The sequence below is a fragment of the Arsenicitalea aurantiaca genome (assembly GCF_003994485.1).
Lineage (GTDB): Bacteria > Pseudomonadota > Alphaproteobacteria > Rhizobiales > Devosiaceae > Arsenicitalea > Arsenicitalea aurantiaca.
In genome coordinates this window covers 148,152-167,817 of record NZ_RZNJ01000002.1, presented here as the reverse complement: position 1 = coordinate 167,817, position 19,666 = coordinate 148,152, and the positions used below count along the sequence as shown (strand labels likewise).

Genomic DNA, 19,666 nt, shown 5'->3' with positions numbered 1-19,666 from the left:
TGGCCCCCGACTGCTAGAAGCGGTGCACTTGTTCACCAAACGGACGGCACCATCATGACCCAGAGCTGGGCGCGGCACGACATGGATTTTCTCGGGGGACGCCGGCTCCGGCGCATGCGTCGCACGCCGTGGAGCCGAGCGCTGGTGCGGGAAACGACGCTGAGCCCTGCCGATCTCATCTGGCCCCTCTTTCTGATCGAGGGGCAGAACGAGCGCAGCGGTGTCCGCACCATGCCCGGGGTGGAACGGCTCAGCGTGGACCTTGCGGTCGAGGCAGCGCGGGAGGCAGCCCGCGAAGGCATCCCTGCCCTGGCGCTCTTTCCCAATACCGCGGCGGACCTGCGCACGGAGGGGGCCGAGGAGGCCTGGAACCCCGACAACCTCACCAATCGCGCCATTCGGGCGATCAAGGATGCGGTGCCCGAAATCGGCCTCATCGCCGACGTTGCGCTCGATCCCTATACGAGCCACGGCCATGACGGGGTGATGGCGGGAGACACCGTGCTCAACGATGAAACGGTGGCGCTGCTCTGCCGGCAGGCCCTCGCACAGGCGGAAGCCGGCGCCGATATCGTCGCGCCTTCGGACATGATGGACGGGCGGGTCGGCGCGATCCGTGCTGCGCTTGACGAGGCCGGACACGAGCACGTCGCCATCATGGCTTATGCCGCCAAATTCGCTTCCGCATTTTACGGCCCGTTCCGCGAGGCGGTGGGATCGGGGGCCCGGCTGCGGGGCGACAAGCGGACCTATCAGCTCGACTATGCCAATGCAGAAGAAGCGCTGCGGGAGGTGGAGCTCGACCTCGCCGAGGGCGCCGACATGGTGATGGTCAAGCCGGGCATGCCCTATCTCGATATCGTGCGGCAGGTGCGAGACAGCTTCAACGTGCCCGTCTTCGCCTATCAGGTGTCCGGGGAATACGCGATGATCGCCATGGCAGGCGAAGCGGGTGCGATCGACCGGCAGGCCGCGATGATGGAAAGCCTCTTTGCCTTCAAGCGGGCGGGCGCCAAGGGGGTGCTCACCTATTTCGCGCTCGAGACGGCGCGCATCCTCAATCGCTGAGGGGTATCCTCGCTGCAATTTCCCCGCGCTGCCCCTTGCAGCGCGGGCCGGCAATGACGATTTTCGTGCCATGAACGAGAATCGCATCCACGCCGCACTCCCCGATCCCGCCACCGCTCCCGAGCTTTTCGAGGGGCTCCTGACGCGCAGGGTGATGGCCTATGTCATCGACTTCTTCATCATCCTCGCCATTGCGATGGGGCTGGGTGTCGTCGGGCTGATCCTCGGCGTTCTGACTTTCGGGCTCGGCTGGCTGCTGCTGCCGGTGGTGCTGCCGCTCGCCATACTCGGCTATTATGTCGTGACGCTGGGATCGCCGAGGCGCTCAACCGTGGGCATGTCCATGATGGACCTCGTTCTGACCCCCACCAGCGGCGCCCCGCTCGATGGCTGGCAGGCCCTCGCCCATCCGATCATTTTCTGGATCACGATCTGGATTTCCTGGCCGCTTTCGCTGCTGATCGCGCTTCTGACCCCACGTCGGCAGATGATCCACGACCTGCTGACCGGCACGCTGATGCTCCGCCTTTCGCCCATGGAGCGGCACTGGCGCACGCTGGGCGAGCCGGCCTGAGGGGCCGCGTCGCTCCCCTCTTTTCCTCAGCGCACAAGGGCGCGATTGTGATTCCAACGCGCCCTGCGTTGGATTATCCTCGTCCGATGCAATCGACAGGGCAGCGATGACGGACCATACGCCCGACAACACCCAGCTCTTCCTCACGGCGGCGAGCCCGTGCCCCTATCTGCCGGATCGGCAGGAGCGCAAGCTCTTCACTCATCTGAGTGGGCGCCGGGCAGGCGTGCTGCACCAGCTCTTGAGCGACAACGGGTTTCGCCGCAGCCAGAACCTGATCTACCGTCCGGCCTGCGACGGGTGCTCGGCCTGTCAGTCGGTGCGGATCGTCGCCGACGCCTTTCGCTTTTCGCCGAGCCACCGGCGCATCCTCAACAAGAATGCCGACATCACCGCGCAGGTGCGCCCTGCCCGTGCCACTCAGGAGCAATACGCGCTCTTCAGGCGCTATCTCGAAGCCCGCCATACTGGCGGGGGCATGACGCAGATGTCCTATCTCGACTACGAGTACATGGTCGAGGACACCCCCGTGCAGACCGTGCTCGTCGAATATCGGCAGGCCCCGTCCGGCCAGCTGGTTGCCGTCGCGTTGTCGGATGTGCTCCCGGACGGCCTTTCGATGGTCTACAGCTTCTACGAGCCGGAGCTTTCTGCGCGGGGTCTCGGCAATCTGCTGATTCTGGACCATGTGCGGCAGGTCACGACCTCGCGCCTGCGCTATGTCTATCTCGGCTATTGGGTCAAGGATTCGCCCAAGATGGCCTACAAGGTGCGGTTTCGGCCGCTCGAAGTGCAAAGAGGGCCTCTGGGCTGGCGCCCCCTCGACTGACCGCCCTCCCCATCGACGCGGACGATAGATGACCATTCTGCTCGGCCTCCTGCGCCTGGCCATTGGGCTCGGAGGCTTCGGGCTCGCGACCATCGCGATCCTGGCGCTCTTCGGCTTTGCCGTCAGCGTGTTCGACCTTTTCAACCATTTCCAGTACCTGCTGTTCTTTGGCCTGCTCGGTGTGACGGGTCTCGCGATACCCCTCTTCTGGGCACGCCGAGCCGGGCTGCCGGTCCTCGCCTATATCCTTATCGGCCTTGCCGCGAGCGGCGCCACCTATCTGCCCGAGGCCGCCTCTGCGCTGTTGCCCCGCCCCGCGCCGGCCGAAGACCGGCGCGTCATCACCCTGATGACGCACAATCTTTTCGGCATGAACTACGAGATGGAGCGGGTGGAGGCGGTGATCGAGCGCGAGGATCCCGACATCGTCGCGCTGCAGGAATATTTCGGCCGGCAGAGCGCAGAACTTCATCCGCTGATCACGGCGCGCTACCCCTATTCGATCAACTGCGTCGGCGGCCAGCGCGCCAATCTCGGGCTCTATTCCAAGATCCCGTTCAGCCGCAGCATGGACGGAGCGTGTGCGGAGGACGCGGAGCGCGGCCTGCGGACGGCCCGCATACTCGGCACCTTTGGGCTCGAGGATGGCTCACGCTTTTCGGTCATCACCACCCACCTCGACTGGCCGGTACCGATCTGGCGGCAGGACGAACAATTGGCCGATCTCGGCCAGTTCCTGGGGACCGTCGAATCCCCGCTCATCCTTGTCGGCGATTTCAACTCGACGCCCTGGTCCTACGCGCTGCGGAATTTCACCTCCGACAGCGGCCTCGTGCGCCATACGCACAACCTCCTCACGTTTCCCACCCGCTTTCTCGTCCGCCGGCGCCTCATCGACACGGTGCCCATCCTGCCGCTCGACCATGTGATGACACGGGGCGACGGCATCGCCGTGCACGAGGTCGGGGTGGCAGCCTATACCGGTAGCGACCACCTGCCGGTGATCGCCCGGTTCTCGATAGCGCCGCAGTGAGCTTTCAGCCGCTGAAGCGATTATTGCGCGGGAAGCCGTTTGGCGGCTGACGGCCGGCCTGGGCCCTGTCGCCGATCCATTCGGTGAGCTCACCGATTGGCCGGGTGAAGGTCCGTCCCGAGCTGTCCGTCCAGGTGAGGCCGGTTACGCCGTCGAAGACCTTGAGGTCCGAAATCCCGCCATCGCGGTAGCGCTGCAGGCGGACGCCCTTGCCACGCGACATGGACGGGATCTGGCTCAGCGGAAAGACCAGCAGCTTGCGGTTCTGCCCGATGGCCGCGACCATGTCGCCGCTCGCGGGAATGGCGAGTCGCGCCTCCTCTGGCGCCGCGACATTCAGCACCTGCCGACCTTTGCGGGTATTGGCGATCAGGTCGTCTTCGCTCACAACGAAGCCGTAGCCGTTGGACGATGCGATGATCCGCCGCTCGCCCGGCCGGTAGACGAAGAGGTCCACGATATCCTGGCCCTCCTCGATATCGACCATGATGCGTACCGGCTCGCCCTGCCCCCGGCCGCCCGGCAATCTGTCCGCTCCGAGCGTATAGACCTTGCCGCCCGTCGTGAGCATCAGGAGCTTGTCGGTCGTCTCCGCCTTGAGCGCGAGCTTCAGCCGGTCGCCGGCCTTGAACCCCTTTTCGTCCACGTCATTGGTGTGGCCGCGCAGGGCGCGGATCCAGCCCTTTTCGGAGAGGATGACCGTGATCGGCTCGCGCTCGATGAACGCGCTCGTGATCTCGCTCGTGTCGGCGGTCGGCATGTCGCCGAGCGTGGTGCGGCGGCCACCCAAGGGGTGGAGCGCGCCGCTGCCATCGAACATGGGATAGGCTTTTTTCAGCGCCTCGACCTGCTTGGTGATCTCGCCCCATTGGCGCTTCTCGGACCCTAAAAGGGTTTCGAGGCGGCCCTTTTCCTCCGAGAGCGTCGTGTGCTCCTTGCGAAGCTCGATCTCCTCGAGCTTGCGCAGCGAGCGCAGGCGCATGTTGAGGATGGCCTCGGCCTGATTGTCGGTGAGCGAGAACGCGGCGATCAGGGACGCCTTGGCGTCGTCCTCCTCGCGGATGATGCGGATCACCTCGTCGAGGTTGAGGAAGGCGATGATGTAGCCTTCGAGCACCTCGAGCCGCGCCTCGATCTGCTCGAGCCTGTGCTGGCTGCGGCGAACGAGCACGATCTTCCGGTGGTCGAGCCACGCCCGAAGCGCATCGGCAAGGCTCATGACGCGGGGTACGGTGCCCTTGTCGAGCACGTTGAGGTTGAGCGGGAAGCGGATTTCGAGATCCGAGACCTTGAACAGCTGCTCCATCAGGATGATTGGATCGACGGTGCCGGCGCGCGGCTCGAGCACGAGGCGCACGTCATCGGCGCTCTCGTCGCGCACGTCCTTGAGCAGCGGCAGTTTCTTGGCGAGCAGCAGTTCGGCGATCTTCTCGACAAGCCGCGATTTCTGCACGCCATAAGGGATCTGGGTGACGACGATCTGGTAGACGCCGCGCCCCTTCTCCTCCTTTTCCCAGATCGCCCGCAGCCGGAAGGCGCCGCGACCCGTCTCATAGGCCTGGACGATCGCCGCGCGCCCCTCGACGAGCTGCCCGCCTGTCGGGAAATCGGGCCCACGCACCAGATCGTCCGGCCCCGGGGGCGCGGAGAGATCGGCGTGCACCAGATCCTCGACGCCTGCGGAGGGATTGTGGATGAGCTTCAGCGCCGCATTGCAGAGTTCGGCGACATTGTGCGGGGGCACCGACGTCGCCATGCCCACCGCGATCCCCGTCGAGCCATTGGCGAGCAGGTTCGGGAAATTCGCCGGCAGCACCACCGGCTCCTCGTCTTCCCCGTCATAGGTCGGCTTGAAGTCGATGGCGTTCTCGGAGATGCCCTCGAGCAGACGCGTCGCGACATCTGTCATCCGGCTTTCGGTGTAGCGCATCGCCGCGGCGTTATCGCCGTCGATATTGCCGAAATTGCCCTGCCCGTCGACGAGCGGATAGCGCAGCGCGAAATCCTGCGCGAGGCGCACCAGCGCATCGTAGATCGACTGGTCGCCATGGGGATGGAACTTGCCGATCACGTCGCCGACAATGCGGGCAGACTTCTTGTAGCCCTGCCCGGGATCGAGCTTCAAAAGCCGCATGGCGTGGATGATGCGCCGATGGACAGGCTTCAGCCCGTCCCGCGCGTCCGGCAGCGCCCGCTGGGTGATCGTGGAGAGCGCATAGGCGAGATAGCGCTCCTCGAGCGCGCTGCGCAGATCCACGATGCGGGTGTCCTCGCCCTCGGGCGGCAGCAGGTCATTGTCGGCCATTGATGTCCGTCTATCGGTATCGAATCACGGGCCAGTATAGCCCGGCTCTGCTCAATTATGGGCGGTGAGGCGCTCGATCAGCGCCTCGCGGGTGGGTGGCGGATCGAGCTTGCGAGGCATCCAGACATGCATGTCGAGGAAATGCCCGGTCAGAACGAAGGCGTCGCGGATATCCTCGGGGCTCGCATTGCCCGGTCCCGTGAGAAAACCGGGAAGGCGCAGCAGGCGATCGCGATAGGGCTCGGCTGCTGCGCGGCTGACCGCGCGTCCGGTCCTGGGGGAGACATGGGTGAGATCCTCGCTTTCCCCCGTCGCCGCACAGGCGGTCAGGTCGAGCCCGAAGCCCAGTTCGTCGAGGAGGAAAAGCTCGTAGCGCGCCAGCGCCACAGCCAGTGCCAGCCCCGTCAGCCCGTCATCGAGCGCGGCGACGGTCAGCGAGAGCAGCCGATCGTGGGGATCGCGCTCGGGCAGCAGGCGCAGGTGCTCACCCAAGAGCTGGATGGCATAGAGCCGCGTCCGGTCGGCGATCAGCTGGGCCGCGCGCGCGTCGAGCAGTTCGACGGCGTAGTGGCCCAGATGATCCTCGAGCCGCGCGCGCCAGGTCAGGAGAAGCGTGTTGCCGGGCTGGAGCGTGGGAGCAAGGCGCGCCGAGCGCCCACCGCGCACGAGGCCGAGATGTCGACCCCGGCCCTCGACCATGGCCTCGAGAATGACGCTTGTCTCGCCATGACGCCGCACCCCGATCACGAGCCCGCGGCCGGTCCATTCCATCAGTGGCCTGCCCGGCTCGCGCTCAAGCCTTGCCGCTGGGATAATCCAGCCCCATCTCGCGATAGCGCTCGGGATCGTCTCCCCATTTCTCGCGCACCTTCACGAAGAGGAAGAGGTGAACGGGGGTCTCGAAGATCTCGATCAGCTCGCGCCTCGCGTCCGCGCCGATCGCCTTGATCGTCTGTCCGCCTGCGCCCAGAACGATCTTCTTGTGCGTATCGCGCGTGACGTACACCACCTGATCGATCTTGTAGGAGCCGTCCTTCTGGATCTGGAACCGCTCGGTCTCGACCGTGACGTTATATGGAATCTCGTCATGGATGCGCAGGAAGAGCTTCTCGCGCGTCACTTCGGCCGCCGTGATCGCAAGACTGAGATCGGTCAGCTGATCCTCAGGAAAATGCCAAGGACCCGGCGGCACGTGACGCGCGCACCAGTCCATCATGTCCTGCACGCCGTCGCCCTTCAGCGCCGAAATCATGAAAGTCTGCTCGAAGCGAAGCCGCTCGTTGAGCGTCTGTGCGAGCGCGAGCAGCGTCTCGCGACGCACCGCATCGATCTTGTTGAGGATCAGGAGGCGGGGGTGGCGGATGTTGGCGAGCCCTTCGCAAAGTGATTCAACCTCTTCGGTCAAACCCCTTTCGGCATCGACGATAAACGCAACGAGGTCGGCATCGCCCGCGCCCGTCCAGGCGGCATCGACCATGGCCCTGTCGAGCCGGCGCTTGGGGGCGAAAATGCCCGGCGTGTCGATGAAGACGATCTGCGTGTCCTCGAGCGTCACGACGCCGCGGATCTGAGCCCGTGTCGTCTGCGCCTTGTGCGTGACGATCGACACCTTGGTGCCCACGAGCGCATTCAGGAGGGTCGACTTGCCCGCATTGGGCGCCCCGACGAGCGCGACGAAACCGCAGCGCGTGTTTTCCGGCTCAATGGTCACAATGCGTCCTTCCAGACTTTCTCGCGGATCAGGAACCGTTCGGCGGCCTTGTGCTCGGCGATCTTTTTCGAATTGCCGGTGGCGGAAACCGGCTCGTAGCCGTCCAGCCGGACGGCGATGGTGAATTGCGGGGCGTGATCGGGGCCCGTTCGCTCGAGCTCGGCATAGACGGGCGGCTCGAGCCCCCTGCCCTGCGCCCATTCCTGAAGCGTCGTCTTGGCATCGGCCCGGTCCGATCCCGCGAGGGCCAGCTGCTGGCCGAACAGGCGCTCGATCAGTTCGAAGGCATGCCCGAGCCCGCCATCGCAGTAGATGGCCCCGATCACCGCTTCGGCGACGTCGCCGAGGATCGCGTCCTTGTTTGCGCCGCCTGTTCGCGCTTCGCTCTCGCCCAGGTTCAATTCGCTGCCGAGGTCGAGTTCGCGCGCGATTGCCGCGCAGGTCTCCTTGCGCACGAGCGTGTTGAGCGTGCGCGAAAGCTCGCCCTCATTGGCCTTGGGAAGCCGACGATAGAGCATGTCGGCGACAACGAGCCCGAGCACCCGGTCGCCGAGAAATTCCAGCCTCTGATAAGAGCGCTCGATGCGCTTGCCCGGCGACACGGCGCTCGAATGGGTCAGGGCCCGCTCGAGCAGCTCTGGATCGGCAAAGCGATACCCGAGCCGCGCCTCGAGCCTTTCGTGGCGCCGCGGCTTGCCGGCCATTACTCGATGCCGGTGAACATGCGGTCGAACCGCACGTTGGCCGGCCACTCCCAGAGCTTCCAGGGGGCTATGTTGTCGGTGATCGAGAAGAAGCGCGCGTCTGCCTTGCCGATCAGGTTCTGTGCCGGCACGTATCCGACCGCGCTCAGCACGCGACTGTCCTGGGAGCGGTCGCGATTGTCACCCATCATGAAGTAGTGACCGGCGGGCACGACATACTCGCCGGTATTGTCGAGCGGCCCCTGGTCGGAGACTTCCTGGATGATATGGCTCGAGCCGTTCGGCAGCGTCTCGCGATAGACCGTGACCGGAACCGACATGCCGAAGCTGTCGCGGTCGGTCGCCTGGCCGATTTCCTCGCGCTCCACCGCCGTGCCGTTGATGTGCAGGATCCCGTCGATCATCTGGACGGTATCGCCCGGCATGCCCACCACGCGCTTGATGTAGTCTTCATTCGCAATCTCGTTGCGGAAGACCGCGACGTCGCCCTGGTTCGGATCGCGACCGAGGATGCGGCCGTTGAACGGCAGCGGCACGGGGAAGGAGTACTTCCCGTAGCCCCAGGTGAATTTCGAGGCGACGAAATAATCCCCAATCATCAGCGTCGACTGCATCGAGGCGGTGGGGATGGAGAACGGCTGGTAGACGAACGTGCGGAACAGGACAGCGATGATCAGCGCCTCGATGATGACGACGATGGTGTCGCGCAACTCGGACCGGCCCGACGTCTTGCCGGCTTTGGGAGTGGACTGGCTCATCTGGTGTTCCTGTTGACCGAAAAGGCCGATATGTGCGCGGAAAGCCCCGCGCCTAGCTCGCCGAGTGGTTAAGCCAGCGCAGGCGCGCGGTCAACCGGCAGCGCCTCGATGATCACGAAGGCCTGAGCCATGCCGCCATCATCGGTGATGGTGATGTGGATGAGGGGCACATGGCCAGGCGGAAGAAGCCGCGCCAGCGCCGCCGCGGCCCCGTTGGTCAGCTTCATCGTGGGCTTGCCCGAGGGCAGGTTCACCACCCCCAGATCCCGCCAGTAGACGCCCTGGCTGAGGCCGGTACCGAGCGCCTTGGCGCACGCTTCCTTGGCCGCAAAGCGCTTGGCATAGGAGGCGGCACGCGCGGCACGACGGTCGGATTTGATCCGCTCGGTCTCGGTGAAGCAGCGATGCGTGAAGCGCTCCCCATAGCGGGCGAGCGTGCGCTCGACGCGCGCGATCTCGCACAGATCATTCCCGAGACCGACGATCATGCTGGTACCTTTTCGCTTTCGGGCTGTCCCCATTCGAGCACGGAGATCGCATCGGCTTCCGAGACCGTCGCGCGCCGGACGCTGGAGAGCCCGTTGATCAGCTTGAGCGCATTCAGCACGTCGTTGAGCTGGCCGACATCGCGCACCTCGATCTCGAAGATGAGCTTGTGGAAGTCGGGGGACGCCATGCGCATCGACACGTTGTGGATGTTCGCGTCATTGGCGGCAATCGTGGTCGCCACCTGCCCCAGCGTGCCGGCACGGTTCACCGCCAGCATGGAGATGATGCATTTGTGGTAGCGGTTCTGGCTCGCCGTCACGTCCCAGCGCACATCCATCCAGGCGACGTCGGAATCATGCAGCTCGATGAGCGCATCCGAATGGATGGGATAGACCGTTATGGGCTTGCCCGGCCGCATGATGCCGACGAGCCGATCGCCGGGCACGACCCCCTCATGGGAAATCCGCACGGGCGTATTGAATTCGAGTTCGGCGAGCGCCGCCTTGGCCGCGACGCCTTCCCGCTGCCCGCCCGGCACGCGAAACTTGAAGAGCGATGTCGAGCGGAGGGCGAACCAGCCTTCCGCCTTGTCGGCGACCGGCAGCTCCAGCTTCTTGCGCTTGCGCCGGCGCAGCCCCTTGACGTCCTGGATCGCTTCTTCGAGTGCTTCGGAGCCGATCTTGCCCTCGCCGATGGCCAGCATCAGCTCGCGCCGGCCAGGGTGCCCGAGCTTTTCGACAAGCGCCTTGATCTCGCGGTCTTCTAGCGTCGTATCCTCGCGCTCGAGCGAAAGGCTGAGCATGTGTTCGCCCAGCGCGACGGCCCGCTGCTGCGCGGCTTGGCGTACGGCCCGGCGGATGGCGGCGCGCGCCTTGCCGGTCGCGGCAATGTTTTCCCAATTGCTGGGCGGGCGATGGTTCTGGTCGCGGATGATCTCGACTTCATCGCCCGAGTGAAGCTGGGTGACCAGGGGCTTGATCGCGCCGTTGATCTTGGCCCCGACGCACGTATCCCCGATGTCGGTATGAAGCGCGTAGGCCATGTCGATCGGCGTTGCGCCCCGGGGCAGCGCGATCAGCCGTCCGCGCGGGGTAAAGCAGAACACCTGGTCCTGGAAGAGCTCGAGCTTGGTATATTCGAGGAAATCCTCGCTCGAGGCGCCCGCCGTGAGGTGTGCGATCGTCGAGCGCAGCCAGAGAAACGCCTTGCTTTCGCTTTCGAGCCTCTCGACGTCCGTCGAAGCGCCCTCCTTGTAGAGAGCGTGCGCCGCGATGCCGAATTCTGCAATCCGGTGCATCTCCTCGGTGCGGATCTGCAATTCGGCACGCTGCCGCCCGAGGCCCACGATCGTCGTGTGGATCGAACGGTAGTCATTGTGCTTGGGGACCGAAATGTAATCCTTGAACCGGCCCGGCACGACCTTCCAGTTGGTGTGCACGACCCCGAGCGTCCGATAGCATTCGGCCACGGTCGGCACGATGATCCGGAAGCCGATGATGTCCGAGAGCTGCTCGAGCGCGATCGACTTGCGTTCGATCTTGGTGAAGATCGACCAGGGCGACTTCACCCGCGCATAGACATGGGCGTCGATGTTCTCGGCCGCGAGTCGCGCCTTCAGCTCCTCGCGGATCGTCTTGATGGTGTCTGCGAATTCGGACTTCATCTCCGACAGCCGGTCGGTGATGGCCTTGTAATTGTCGGGCTGGAGGGCCTTGAAAGCGAGGTCCTCGAGTTCGGAGCGCATGTCCTGCATGCCCATGCGGCCGGCCAGCGGCGCATAGATATCCATCGTCTCGGCAGCGATCCGGCGGCGCTTCTCGGGCGGCACGAAATCGAGCGTCCGCATGTTGTGCAGCCGGTCCGCCAGCTTGACGAGCAACACCCGGATGTCCGCTGAGATCGCCAGCAGCAGCTTGCGCAGGTTCTCGGCCTGCGCCTCTTCGCGCGAGACGAGGTTGAGCCGATCGATCTTGGTCAGCCCCTCGACGATCGCCCCTATCTCCGAGCCGAAAAGCTGATCGATTTCGGCCCGCGTCGCGTCGGTGTCCTCGATCGTGTCGTGCAGCAGCGCCGTCGCAATCGTCGCGTCGTCGAGCTTGAGGTCCGTGAGGATCGCGGCCACTTCGAGCGGATGGGCGAAATAGGGGTCGCCGGATGCGCGCTTCTGCGTGCCATGCTTCTGCATGGCATACACATAGGCCTTGTTGAGCAGCGCCTCGTCGGTATTGGGGTTGTAGGCCTGGACCCGCTCGACGAGTTCGAACTGACGCATCATGGGCTTGGTCGCGCTCCCTGCGGCGCGGTAAAGCTTCGCAACGAAAAGAGAAAGGCGCCCGACACGGCCGGACGCCTCAAGGATATAGGGGTTTTCTTCCCCGGATCAATCGTCGCGGCGTTCGGGCGGCGCGAGGCTCTCGATACCGCGGAGGAGCTCGTCCTCGCTCATGGTGTCGAAGGTGTCCGGATCATCGCCCGTGCTGCCCTCGAGCAGCGGCGCGGCATGACGCTCGGGCTCGTCGACTTCGACATATTTCTGCAGGCTGTGGATCAGGTCCTCGCGCAGATCTTCGGGCGAAATGGTGCCGTCGCCGATCTCGCGCAGCGCAACGACGGGGTTCTTGTCGTTGTCGCGCGACACGGTGATCTCGGTACCGGCGGAGATCATGCGCGCGCGATGGGCCGCGAGCAGAACCAGATCGAAGCGGTTGTCGATCTTTTCAATGCAGTCTTCAACGGTGACGCGGGCCACGTACGTCTCCAATTCCTGTGGGGATCAAATGCGGTGCATACACGAGACCCTGCAACGATTCAACCCGTACGGGCGCCCTTGACCTTCCGACGCGGCGTTTCTTTGCGCGCCTCCCCCCTGCGGGGGATGGCGAACGTCATCACAACGCCACAATGGAGGCGCGTTGAGCATGTGTTCGGCCCGCTGAAAGGGGCATTCCAGCCTGCCGAACCTGCGCGCCCCGCTCTCGTGGGGCATTTCGCTGCACCCGCGTCACCGCAATGCCCGCCGGGAGCACAATCGTGGCCATAGATCCGCGCGAAAAGATCGTCCTGTTCATTGACGGGGCCAATCTCTACGCGACCGCCAAGGCAATCGGCACCGACATCGACTATCGCCGCCTGCTGGCCGAGTTTCAGGGCAAGGCCTATCTGCTGCGCGCCTATTATTACACCGCGCTCGTGGAGGACCAGGAATACTCTTCGATCCGGCCGCTCATCGACTGGCTCGACTACAACGGCTTCTCGGTGATCACCAAGCCCGCAAAGGAGTTCACCGATTCGGCCGGGCGTCGGAAGATCAAGGGCAACATGGACATCGAGATGACCGTGGATGCGCTGGAAATGGCGCCCTATTTCGATCATCTGGTGCTCTTTTCGGGCAATGGCGATTTCACCGCCCTCGTCGCCGCCCTCCAGCGCAAGGGCAAGCGCGTGACCGTCGCCTCGACGCTCACCACGCCGACCCCGATGATCGCTGACGATCTGCGGCGCCAGGCCGATTTCTTTCTCGAGGTTGCGACCCTCGCAAAGACGGTCGGGCGCACACATGCGGTTGACCGGCCCGCGCCGACCACAGAGGATCAGGACTGATCGAATCCTCCTCTTCAGGCCTGCCCTTGCCTTCCGTAAATCCGCCTCCCGACTGCCCGCTTTGTCCGCGGCTCGCTGCGTTTCGCGCCGAGAACCGCCGGCTCTATCCGGATTTCTTCAATGCGCCCGTGCCCAATTGGGGCGATGCCGCGCCGCGTCTGCTGATCGTCGGTCTCGCCCCGGGCCTCAAGGGCGCAAACCGCACCGGCCGCCCGTTCACCGGCGACTACGCGGGCGACCTTCTCTATGCGACGCTCGGGAAGTTCGGGCTTGCCGAGGGCCATTATGCGCAAAGGCCCGATGATGGACTCGAGCTGACCGGCGTGCTGATCGTCAACGGGGTGCGGTGCGTGCCCCCGCAGAACAAGCCGACCGGCCCGGAGATCGTCACCTGCCGCCAGTTTCTGACCGCAACGCTCGAGCAGCATGCCGAAGCGCCGGTGCTCCTCGCGCTTGGTCGGATCGCCCATGACACGCTCTTGTCCGCGCTCGGGGAAAAGCGATCGCGCTACCCGTTCGGACATGGCGCGGAGCACAGGCTCAGCGACGGGCGGCGGCTTTTCGACAGCTATCACTGCTCGCGCTACAACACCAATACGGGCGTGCTGACGACAGAGATGTTCGAAGATGTGGTCGGACGGGCCGCCGAGGCCGCCCGCGCGGGATGACGGGCGCTAGCCGTGCGCCTTCATCAGGCGCGCCTTTTCGCGGTTCCAGTCCCGCTTCTTTTCGGTCTCGCGCTTGTCGTAGTTCTTCTTGCCCTTGGCGATGCCGAGCAGCATCTTGGCGATCCCGCGATCGTTGAAATAGAGCTTCAGCGGCACGATCGTGTTGCCGCTGCGGGCGACGTCCGCCTGAAGCCGGGAGAGATCCTTGCGGTTCACGAGCAGTTTTCGCGGGCGGCGCTCTTCATGGTTGAAGCGGTTGGCCTGCAGATATTCCGGAATATGGGCGTTGATCAGCCAGAGTTCGCCGCGCTCGGGCGAGGCGTAGGATTCGGCGATCTGCGCCTGGCCCTGGCGCAGCGATTTCACTTCTGTGCCGGTCAACACGATGCCGGCCTCGATGGTGTCGAGGATCTCGTAGTCAAAGCGCGCCCGCCGGTTTTCGGCGACCTGCCCGTGGCTGATCAGCGATTTGCGTTCGTGCTGGGGCATGGCGGCTAGACGAGGCCCGCATGGGCGAGCGCAGCGTCGATGGCCTGCTCGGTCTCGCGCGCGATCGGCACCAGCGGCAGGCGCAGCTCGGCTTGGCAGAGCCCGAGCTTTGCTGCGGCATACTTCACGCCCGTCGGGTTGGGCTCGATGAAGAGGGCCTTGTGCAGCGGCACGAGCTTGTCCTGGATTTCGAGGGCGGCGGCGAAATTCCCCTGCTGGCAGGCGTTCTGGAATTGCGCGCAGAGCGCCGGCGCCACATTGGAGGTGACCGAGATGCAGCCATGCCCGCCATGGGCGTTGAAGCCCAGCGCCGTCATGTCTTCGCCCGACAGCAGGATGAAATCCTCGCCGAGCCGCGAGCGTTCGAGGCTGACGCGCTCCATGCTCGCGGTCGCATCCTTGATTGCGACGACGTTGGTATGCGCATCGCGCAGCCGCGCGACGGTCTCGACGCCGATATCGGCAATGGTGCGGCCCGGCACGTTGTACAGAACGATGGGCAGCGAGGTCGCCGCGGCCACGGCCGAGAAGTGCTGGAAGAGCCCCTCCTGATTGGGCTTGTTGTAATAGGGCACGACCGAGAGCACCGCATCGGCGCCGATCTCCTCGGCGAACCGGGCGAGTGAAACCGCCTCTGCGGTGGAATTGGACCCTGCACCGGCGATAACGGGCACCCGGCCCGCCGTCGTCTTGACGCAGATCTCGACCACCCGCCGGTGCTCTTCATGGCTCACGGTCGGGCTTTCGCCCGTGGTGCCGACCGGGACGAGACCATGGCTGCCTTCGGCGATCTGCCAGTCGACGAAGCGCTCGAACGCTTTTTCATCCACCACCCCATCGGCAAAGGGGGTGAGGAGTGCGGTGATCGAGCCTCTCAGCATCTGGGTGTCCTCTTGGCGTACCGCGCCTTGGCCGGCGCGGGCATGGTGTTGTCGTTGTCGTTTCTGCGCCCGTCACCGAAGCGTCACGCGGCGAGTGCCTGCCTTATCATCGAAGCGCCATGATTGGAAAACATAGATTGCGCTGTCGGTGGCGACAAGGCGTGCCTGTCTCACCGCAACTGCAAGGACCGACGCGGAAACCATATGTTCACCCTAAGGTGGCAAGCTTTGGTTAACCGCAAGGGTGGGGGCACCTTGTTGGACTAGTCTCTGGGACCAACAGGATAGTGTTTATGTTTCCGATGAACCGCAAGCCGGGCACCATTGCCACCGGCGTGATGGCAGCCGCATTGACCCTGACCGCCGGGGGCGTGCTGATGCTGTTCGTCGGCCAGAATGGCGAGCGCCCCGTCACGGCGACGGCCGTGATCGAGCCGGCTGCGCCCGCGGTGACCGGCACTGATCTCGGCCCGGTGCAGGCAAAGCCCGAGCGCTCGGCGGCCCTCCCCGATCCCGATCCGATCGTCCCGAGCGCGGACCATCTGGTGTCGGGCGTCTATCCTCCCGAGGCAGAAGTTCGGGTCACCACGGCCGCAATCGATTTTGCGACCGACCCGATCGTGACCGGTTCGCTCGGCTATGCGGCCCAGCCCGCGCGCGTCGATGCCGCTCTCGAGGCCATCGATCGCGCAACGGCGCCGGCCAAGGGCTCCGAACGCTTCGCCGAAGCGCTCGAACTGCTCGACGATGGCAAGCACGCCGAGGCCTTCGCCTTTGCCCAGCGGCTGACCGATCCGGCGGAGCGGCGCACGGTGCAATGGGCCGCTATCCAGTATGGCGCAGGCGCGATCGACTATCGCGAGGTCCTCGCCTTCCGCGACGGCGCGCCGGAGTTCACCTCGACCAGCTTCCGCACGCGGATCGAGCAGGCCATGACGCGCGGCCGCGCCGATCATGACGCGCTGATCGCAGAGCTTGGCGATGGCTTCCCCAATACGCTCGAAGCGCAGATCGCGCTTGCCCGTGCATTCGAGGCGCGCGGCGACGAGGCGCGCGCAAGGGAGATCGCCCGGACCATCTGGACCGAGAACACGCTCGACCAGGCGGGCGAACGCCGCGTGCTCGGTGCGCTCGGCGGCCTGCTCACCGCCGACGACCATTGGGACCGCGCCGTCTTCCTCATGGCGCTCGATCGGGCGCAGGGCGCCGAGCGGCTCGCCGAGCACTTCACAGCAGAGCAGAAGGCACTGATGGAGGCGCGGAACGCGGTTTCGCGCAAGGAGAAGAACGCACGGCAATTGCTCGATGCGCTCGATGCGCGCTGGCACGATCATCCGCTCTACATCCTCTCGCGCGCGCAACGCGCCTTGCAGGCCAATCTGACCGACCAGGCGATCACCTGGTTCGGGCGGGTCGAGGGCGAGCGTCCGGCGGCCACCGAGTGGGGCTTTGCCCAGCGCGATCTCGCGCGACGCCTGCTCAATGCCGGGGATGCGGAGCGGGCCTACAAGGCGATCGCCAATTTCGATTCCGGGCCTGCCGGCCGGGTCGTTGAATCCCAGTTCCTCGCGGGCTGGCTGGCGCTCAACTATCTCAAGGATCCCGAGGCGGCCGCTCGCCATTTCGCGATCCAAGACGAATACGCCACCCTGCCCGACAGCATCACCCAGGCCAATTACTGGCTGGGGCGCGCGCGCCAGCAGCTGGGCGATGCCGACGGCGCCGATGCCGCCTTCGCCAAGGCGGCGCATTTCCACACCGTCTATTACGGTCAGCTGGCGCGGAGCGAACTCGGCCTGCCGGCCGTGCAGCTTCGCGAGATCCCCGACCTCAGGGCGAGCCAGCTCGCCTTTGACGGGCGGGACGTCGTGCGCGGCGTCCGGCTTCTCGCCGAAAACGGCCATCGCACCTGGGCGACGACGCTGCTGCGCGGGTTCGCCGATGGGCTCGAGGACGGTCCGCAGCTGGCGCTGGCCGCAGAGCTCGCCCAGACGCTGGGCGCGGCCAATCTCGCCATCGCCATTGCGGACGGGGCCGAGCGCAAGGGCGTGCCGCTCGATGATTTCAGCTTCCCCGAAGCCGGCATTCCGGCGAACGTGAAGCTCGCCTCGGTGGACAAGGCCGCCGTTTACGCCGTCACCAAGCAGGAAAGCCTCTTCCAGGTCGATGCGGTGTCCCATGCCGGGGCGCGCGGGCTGATGCAGTTGATGCCGGGGACGGCGCGTGAAACCGCTGAGCGGGTGGGCCTGCCCTATTCCCAGAGCCGGCTGACCAGCGACCCGGCCTATAACGCGCTGCTCGGCTCGACCTATCTCAAGGCGCAGCTCGACCGCTACCAGGGCTCGCTGGTGCTGGCGGCGGCGGCTTACAATGCCGGGGCCGGCAACGCCAATCGCTGGATCCGCGCCTATGGCGATCCGCGCACGTCGGGCGTGGACCCCGTCGTCTGGGTCGAGCTCATCCCCTTCCAGGAGACGCGCAAATACGTGCAGCGGGTTCTGGGCAATTATCTCGTCTACCGGGCGCGGCTCGGCAGCGAGCCGATCGACATCAAGCAGGCCCTGCGGCGCATTCCGCACGCCTGAAATCGTTTGTGCGCGCCGCTGGCTCTGCTATGAGCCAGTGCCATGCTCGGACGCCGCCGCACAGTGCCGGACGATTATCGTGCCTTCGCCGGCCTGCCGGTGGAGCACTTCACCGTCGGCCCCGCCGCCGAGCGGATGGCGGTGCATGTCTCGGGCCGGCTGACCGGCGATCGGCTGCCGGTGATCTGCGTGCCCGGCTATCAGCGCAACATGAGCGACTTTGCCGAGTTCACCACCTATTTCCAGCGTCTGATGCGTGAGGACTGGCCGGTGGTGCTGGTCGACCTGCTCGGGCGCGGGCGCTCGACGGACCGGATCGACCGGCAGGCCTATGCCTCGCCCAATGATGCGCATGCGCTTTCCGCGATCGCTTCGGCACTCGGCATCGAGCGGGCGATCTGGTTCGGCCAGGGCTATGGCGGGCAGGTGCTGATGGCGCTCGGCGCGCAGCGGCCGACCGTGATTGCGGGCACGGTGCTCGTCGATGCCGGGCCGGTGACGGATTCGCGCGGGCTCGTGCGGCTGCGCAACAACCTCGCCGAGATCGCGACCATCAAGGGCGCGGCCGGGCTCCGGGTGATGCTGCGGCGCATGCTGACGCCAGACTATCCCGGGCTCGCCGACACCCAGCTCGACCGGCTGGGCGAGCGCACGCATTTCAGCGACCGCCGGGGGCGGACCCGCGCGCTCTTTGATCCGCACCTGCTGAAGCTGCTCGAGCCCTTCGAGCATGACGACGTGCTCGTGCCCCAATGGGGGCTCTTTCACGCGCTCGACCATGCGCCCATGCTGATGATGCGCACCCAGCTGACCCAGCAATTGCGCCGCGAGACCTTCGAGGAAATGATGCGCCGGCGCGAGGACGCTGCCGCCTTCGTCATCGACGGCCAGGGCTCGCCCGCGCTCATGGCGCATGCCGACGACGTGACCCCGATCGTCCATTTCGTGCAGGATATCGCCGTCGGCCGGGGCCGGCGGCGCTGAGCGCCTAGTTCTCGGCGAGCGAGAAGGCGATGCGGCGGTTGGCCTGCTTGTTGGCGGGCGTATCGTTGGGTGCGATGGGCAGGGATTCCCCATAGCCGACCGCATAGAGCCGCTGCAGCGGAATGCCGCGCTCGACGAGGGCGGAGACGACCGCCTCGGCGCGGGAGACAGAAAGGGCGAGGTTCAGATCCTCGGCCCCGTCGCTGTCGGTGTGGCCCTCGACATGGATCGCGGTATTGGGGCAGACGGCGAGATAGCCCGCAAGCTCGTCGAGCGCGGCGTTCGAACCATCGGTGATCCGCGCGCTGCCGGACTGGAAGAGGATGTCGTTGCGCGAGGCGAAGGCGACGAGCTTTTGCAGGCACACTTCGGCTTCGCTCGCGAGGCCGATCTCGGCGGTCCAGAGCGATGCAGTGCGCAAGGATGCGATGGCGCCGGTGACGGCGTCGCGCCCCTCCTCCCCGATCGCATCGCCCGAGAGCCACCAATATTCCCCGTCAAAGCCGAGCTCGCCCACGGCGAGGCCCGATAGCGCGCGGAGGCCCGCGGCGGCGGGGGTGGCGAAATCGGCGGGAAAACCCTGGGCCACCCCGAGCACCGACGCATCGGCCCCGGCGACGGAGCCGAGGAACCGCGCGGCCTCGGGCGACGGCACGCTGCCCGCGAACTCCACCGGATGGCCCGGCGTGCGACTTGCCGAAAAGAGGAAGGTTTCGGGCTTTTCGCGCGGGGTGGCGACGGGCGCCTCGGGCGCTGCGACGGCGAGCGCGGGCGTGCCGGGCAGCGGGACGAGCGCGCCATCGGTCACATTGCCGATGAAGGCGGGCACGGGCCGCGCCGGATCGGGCGCCTGGGCATTGGCGGGGATGGCGGCAAGACAGGCGAGGCCGGCCAGAGAGGCCATGGCGTGGTGGATGGACAGGCGCATGGGCATCTCGGTTGTGCTTCCCCCGGAATCGGCGACCGGCCCGAATCGCCCCGCGCGACG

The 19,666-nt window shown here is 65.8% G+C and carries 19 protein-coding genes; 8 read left to right on the top strand and 11 right to left on the bottom strand.

The window, feature by feature from the left end; translation table 11 throughout:
- The first annotated feature begins 54 nt into the window (after window positions 1-54).
- From hemB to EMQ25_RS05085, 4 genes are all read left to right on the top strand, one after another.
- Window positions 55-1,068, top strand: a complete 1,014-nt coding sequence (gene hemB, locus EMQ25_RS05100) for a porphobilinogen synthase (protein ID WP_127187491.1) — start codon at window positions 55-57, stop codon at window positions 1,066-1,068.
- A 70-nt stretch (window positions 1,069-1,138) separates the two neighbouring features.
- A complete protein-coding gene (locus EMQ25_RS05095; protein WP_127187490.1) occupies window positions 1,139-1,642 on the top strand; it encodes an RDD family protein in 504 nt (167 codons plus the stop codon).
- Between the two features lie 106 nt (window positions 1,643-1,748).
- Window positions 1,749-2,471 carry an arginyltransferase gene (locus tag EMQ25_RS05090; protein ID WP_127187489.1) on the top strand — a complete coding sequence of 241 codons (723 nt, stop codon included), beginning with the start codon at window positions 1,749-1,751 and terminating at the stop codon, window positions 2,469-2,471.
- Between the two features lie 28 nt (window positions 2,472-2,499).
- Window positions 2,500-3,504, top strand: coding sequence for an endonuclease/exonuclease/phosphatase family protein (locus tag EMQ25_RS05085; protein WP_127187488.1), 1,005 nt, complete (start codon window positions 2,500-2,502; stop codon window positions 3,502-3,504).
- 4 nt (window positions 3,505-3,508) lie between these two features.
- Here EMQ25_RS05085 and parC read toward each other — a convergent pair whose 3' ends face one another.
- The 8 genes from parC to rpoZ all read right to left on the bottom strand — a co-directional run bounded on the left by parC (window position 3,509) and on the right by rpoZ (window position 12,220).
- The gene (gene parC, locus EMQ25_RS05080; protein WP_127187487.1) at window positions 3,509-5,809 is read right to left on the bottom strand and encodes a DNA topoisomerase IV subunit A; all 2,301 of its coding nucleotides are present in this window, start codon (window positions 5,807-5,809) and stop codon (window positions 3,509-3,511) included.
- Window positions 5,810-5,860: 51 nt separating this feature from the next.
- Window positions 5,861-6,580 (bottom strand): DNA repair protein RecO, encoded by a 720-nt coding sequence (recO, locus tag EMQ25_RS05075; protein WP_127187486.1) that lies wholly within the window; start codon window positions 6,578-6,580, stop codon window positions 5,861-5,863.
- A 22-nt stretch (window positions 6,581-6,602) separates the two neighbouring features.
- Complete coding sequence (gene era / locus EMQ25_RS05070; RefSeq protein ID WP_244606494.1) at window positions 6,603-7,520, bottom strand: GTPase Era; 918 nt, start codon at window positions 7,518-7,520, stop codon at window positions 6,603-6,605.
- Window positions 7,517-8,224, bottom strand: coding sequence for a ribonuclease III (gene rnc / locus EMQ25_RS05065; protein ID WP_127187485.1), 708 nt, complete (start codon window positions 8,222-8,224; stop codon window positions 7,517-7,519). Before rnc ends, era begins: the two co-directional genes overlap by 4 nt.
- Window positions 8,224-8,982: a signal peptidase I gene (gene lepB, locus EMQ25_RS05060; RefSeq protein WP_127187484.1), complete on the bottom strand. Its 759-nt coding sequence runs from the start codon at window positions 8,980-8,982 to the stop codon at window positions 8,224-8,226. The genes rnc and lepB overlap by 1 nt, the downstream gene beginning before the upstream one ends.
- A 68-nt stretch (window positions 8,983-9,050) precedes the next feature.
- On the bottom strand, window positions 9,051-9,470 hold the full coding sequence (gene acpS, locus EMQ25_RS05055; protein WP_127187483.1) for a holo-ACP synthase: 420 nt from the start codon (window positions 9,468-9,470) through the stop codon (window positions 9,051-9,053).
- Window positions 9,467-11,746 carry a RelA/SpoT family protein gene (locus EMQ25_RS05050; protein WP_127187482.1) on the bottom strand — a complete coding sequence of 760 codons (2,280 nt, stop codon included), beginning with the start codon at window positions 11,744-11,746 and terminating at the stop codon, window positions 9,467-9,469. The genes acpS and EMQ25_RS05050 overlap by 4 nt, the downstream gene beginning before the upstream one ends.
- A 105-nt stretch (window positions 11,747-11,851) precedes the next feature.
- Entirely contained in the window at window positions 11,852-12,220 is a 369-nt protein-coding gene (gene rpoZ / locus EMQ25_RS05045; RefSeq protein ID WP_127187481.1) for a DNA-directed RNA polymerase subunit omega, read from the bottom strand.
- 281 nt (window positions 12,221-12,501) lie between these two features.
- On the opposite strand from rpoZ, the gene EMQ25_RS05040 reads away from it, so the two are divergent.
- Window positions 12,502-13,071, top strand: coding sequence for a LabA-like NYN domain-containing protein (locus tag EMQ25_RS05040; protein ID WP_244606493.1), 570 nt, complete (start codon window positions 12,502-12,504; stop codon window positions 13,069-13,071).
- A gap of 26 nt (window positions 13,072-13,097) precedes the next feature.
- Window positions 13,098-13,739, top strand: a complete 642-nt coding sequence (locus EMQ25_RS05035) for a uracil-DNA glycosylase (protein WP_204569896.1) — start codon at window positions 13,098-13,100, stop codon at window positions 13,737-13,739.
- Window positions 13,740-13,745: 6 nt separating this feature from the next.
- On the opposite strand, the gene smpB is transcribed toward EMQ25_RS05035, so the two are convergent.
- Window positions 13,746-14,228: an SsrA-binding protein SmpB gene (smpB, locus tag EMQ25_RS05030; RefSeq protein WP_127187478.1), complete on the bottom strand. Its 483-nt coding sequence runs from the start codon at window positions 14,226-14,228 to the stop codon at window positions 13,746-13,748.
- A 5-nt stretch (window positions 14,229-14,233) separates the two neighbouring features.
- Complete coding sequence (gene dapA, locus EMQ25_RS05025) at window positions 14,234-15,109, bottom strand: 4-hydroxy-tetrahydrodipicolinate synthase (RefSeq protein WP_127187477.1); 876 nt, start codon at window positions 15,107-15,109, stop codon at window positions 14,234-14,236.
- 293 nt (window positions 15,110-15,402) lie between these two features.
- On the opposite strand from dapA, the gene EMQ25_RS05020 reads away from it, so the two are divergent.
- On the top strand, window positions 15,403-17,694 hold the full coding sequence (locus EMQ25_RS05020; RefSeq protein ID WP_127187476.1) for a lytic transglycosylase domain-containing protein: 2,292 nt from the start codon (window positions 15,403-15,405) through the stop codon (window positions 17,692-17,694).
- A 42-nt stretch (window positions 17,695-17,736) separates the two neighbouring features.
- Window positions 17,737-18,678: an alpha/beta fold hydrolase gene (locus EMQ25_RS05015; RefSeq protein ID WP_127187475.1), complete on the top strand. Its 942-nt coding sequence runs from the start codon at window positions 17,737-17,739 to the stop codon at window positions 18,676-18,678.
- Between the two features lie 4 nt (window positions 18,679-18,682).
- Here the strand turns inward: EMQ25_RS05015 and EMQ25_RS05010 are convergent, their stop codons facing one another.
- A complete protein-coding gene (locus EMQ25_RS05010) occupies window positions 18,683-19,606 on the bottom strand; it encodes an OmpA family protein (RefSeq protein ID WP_158625960.1) in 924 nt (307 codons plus the stop codon).
- Window positions 19,607-19,666: the final 60 nt, after the last annotated feature.

What these genes read in the sequence shown, in the direction of transcription:
- hemB (WP_127187491.1), top strand. Translation starts at nt 55, where the DNA reads ATGACCCAGAGCTGGGCGCGGCACGACATGGATTTTCTCGGGGGACGC.
- EMQ25_RS05095 (WP_127187490.1), top strand. Translation starts at nt 1,139, where the DNA reads ATGAACGAGAATCGCATCCACGCCGCACTCCCCGATCCCGCCACCGCT.
- EMQ25_RS05090 (WP_127187489.1), top strand. Translation starts at nt 1,749, where the DNA reads ATGACGGACCATACGCCCGACAACACCCAGCTCTTCCTCACGGCGGCG.
- EMQ25_RS05085 (WP_127187488.1), top strand. Translation starts at nt 2,500, where the DNA reads ATGACCATTCTGCTCGGCCTCCTGCGCCTGGCCATTGGGCTCGGAGGC.
- parC (WP_127187487.1), bottom strand. Translation starts at nt 5,809, where the DNA reads ATGGCCGACAATGACCTGCTGCCGCCCGAGGGCGAGGACACCCGCATC.
- recO (WP_127187486.1), bottom strand. Translation starts at nt 6,580, where the DNA reads ATGGAATGGACCGGCCGCGGGCTCGTGATCGGGGTGCGGCGTCATGGC.
- rnc (WP_127187485.1), bottom strand. Translation starts at nt 8,224, where the DNA reads ATGGCCGGCAAGCCGCGGCGCCACGAAAGGCTCGAGGCGCGGCTCGGG.
- lepB (WP_127187484.1), bottom strand. Translation starts at nt 8,982, where the DNA reads ATGAGCCAGTCCACTCCCAAAGCCGGCAAGACGTCGGGCCGGTCCGAG.
- acpS (WP_127187483.1), bottom strand. Translation starts at nt 9,470, where the DNA reads ATGATCGTCGGTCTCGGGAATGATCTGTGCGAGATCGCGCGCGTCGAG.
- EMQ25_RS05050 (WP_127187482.1), bottom strand. Translation starts at nt 11,746, where the DNA reads ATGATGCGTCAGTTCGAACTCGTCGAGCGGGTCCAGGCCTACAACCCC.
- smpB (WP_127187478.1), bottom strand. Translation starts at nt 14,228, where the DNA reads ATGCCCCAGCACGAACGCAAATCGCTGATCAGCCACGGGCAGGTCGCC.
- dapA (WP_127187477.1), bottom strand. Translation starts at nt 15,109, where the DNA reads ATGCTGAGAGGCTCGATCACCGCACTCCTCACCCCCTTTGCCGATGGG.
- EMQ25_RS05020 (WP_127187476.1), top strand. Translation starts at nt 15,403, where the DNA reads ATGTTTCCGATGAACCGCAAGCCGGGCACCATTGCCACCGGCGTGATG.
- EMQ25_RS05015 (WP_127187475.1), top strand. Translation starts at nt 17,737, where the DNA reads ATGCTCGGACGCCGCCGCACAGTGCCGGACGATTATCGTGCCTTCGCC.
- EMQ25_RS05010 (WP_158625960.1), bottom strand. Translation starts at nt 19,606, where the DNA reads ATGCGCCTGTCCATCCACCACGCCATGGCCTCTCTGGCCGGCCTCGCC.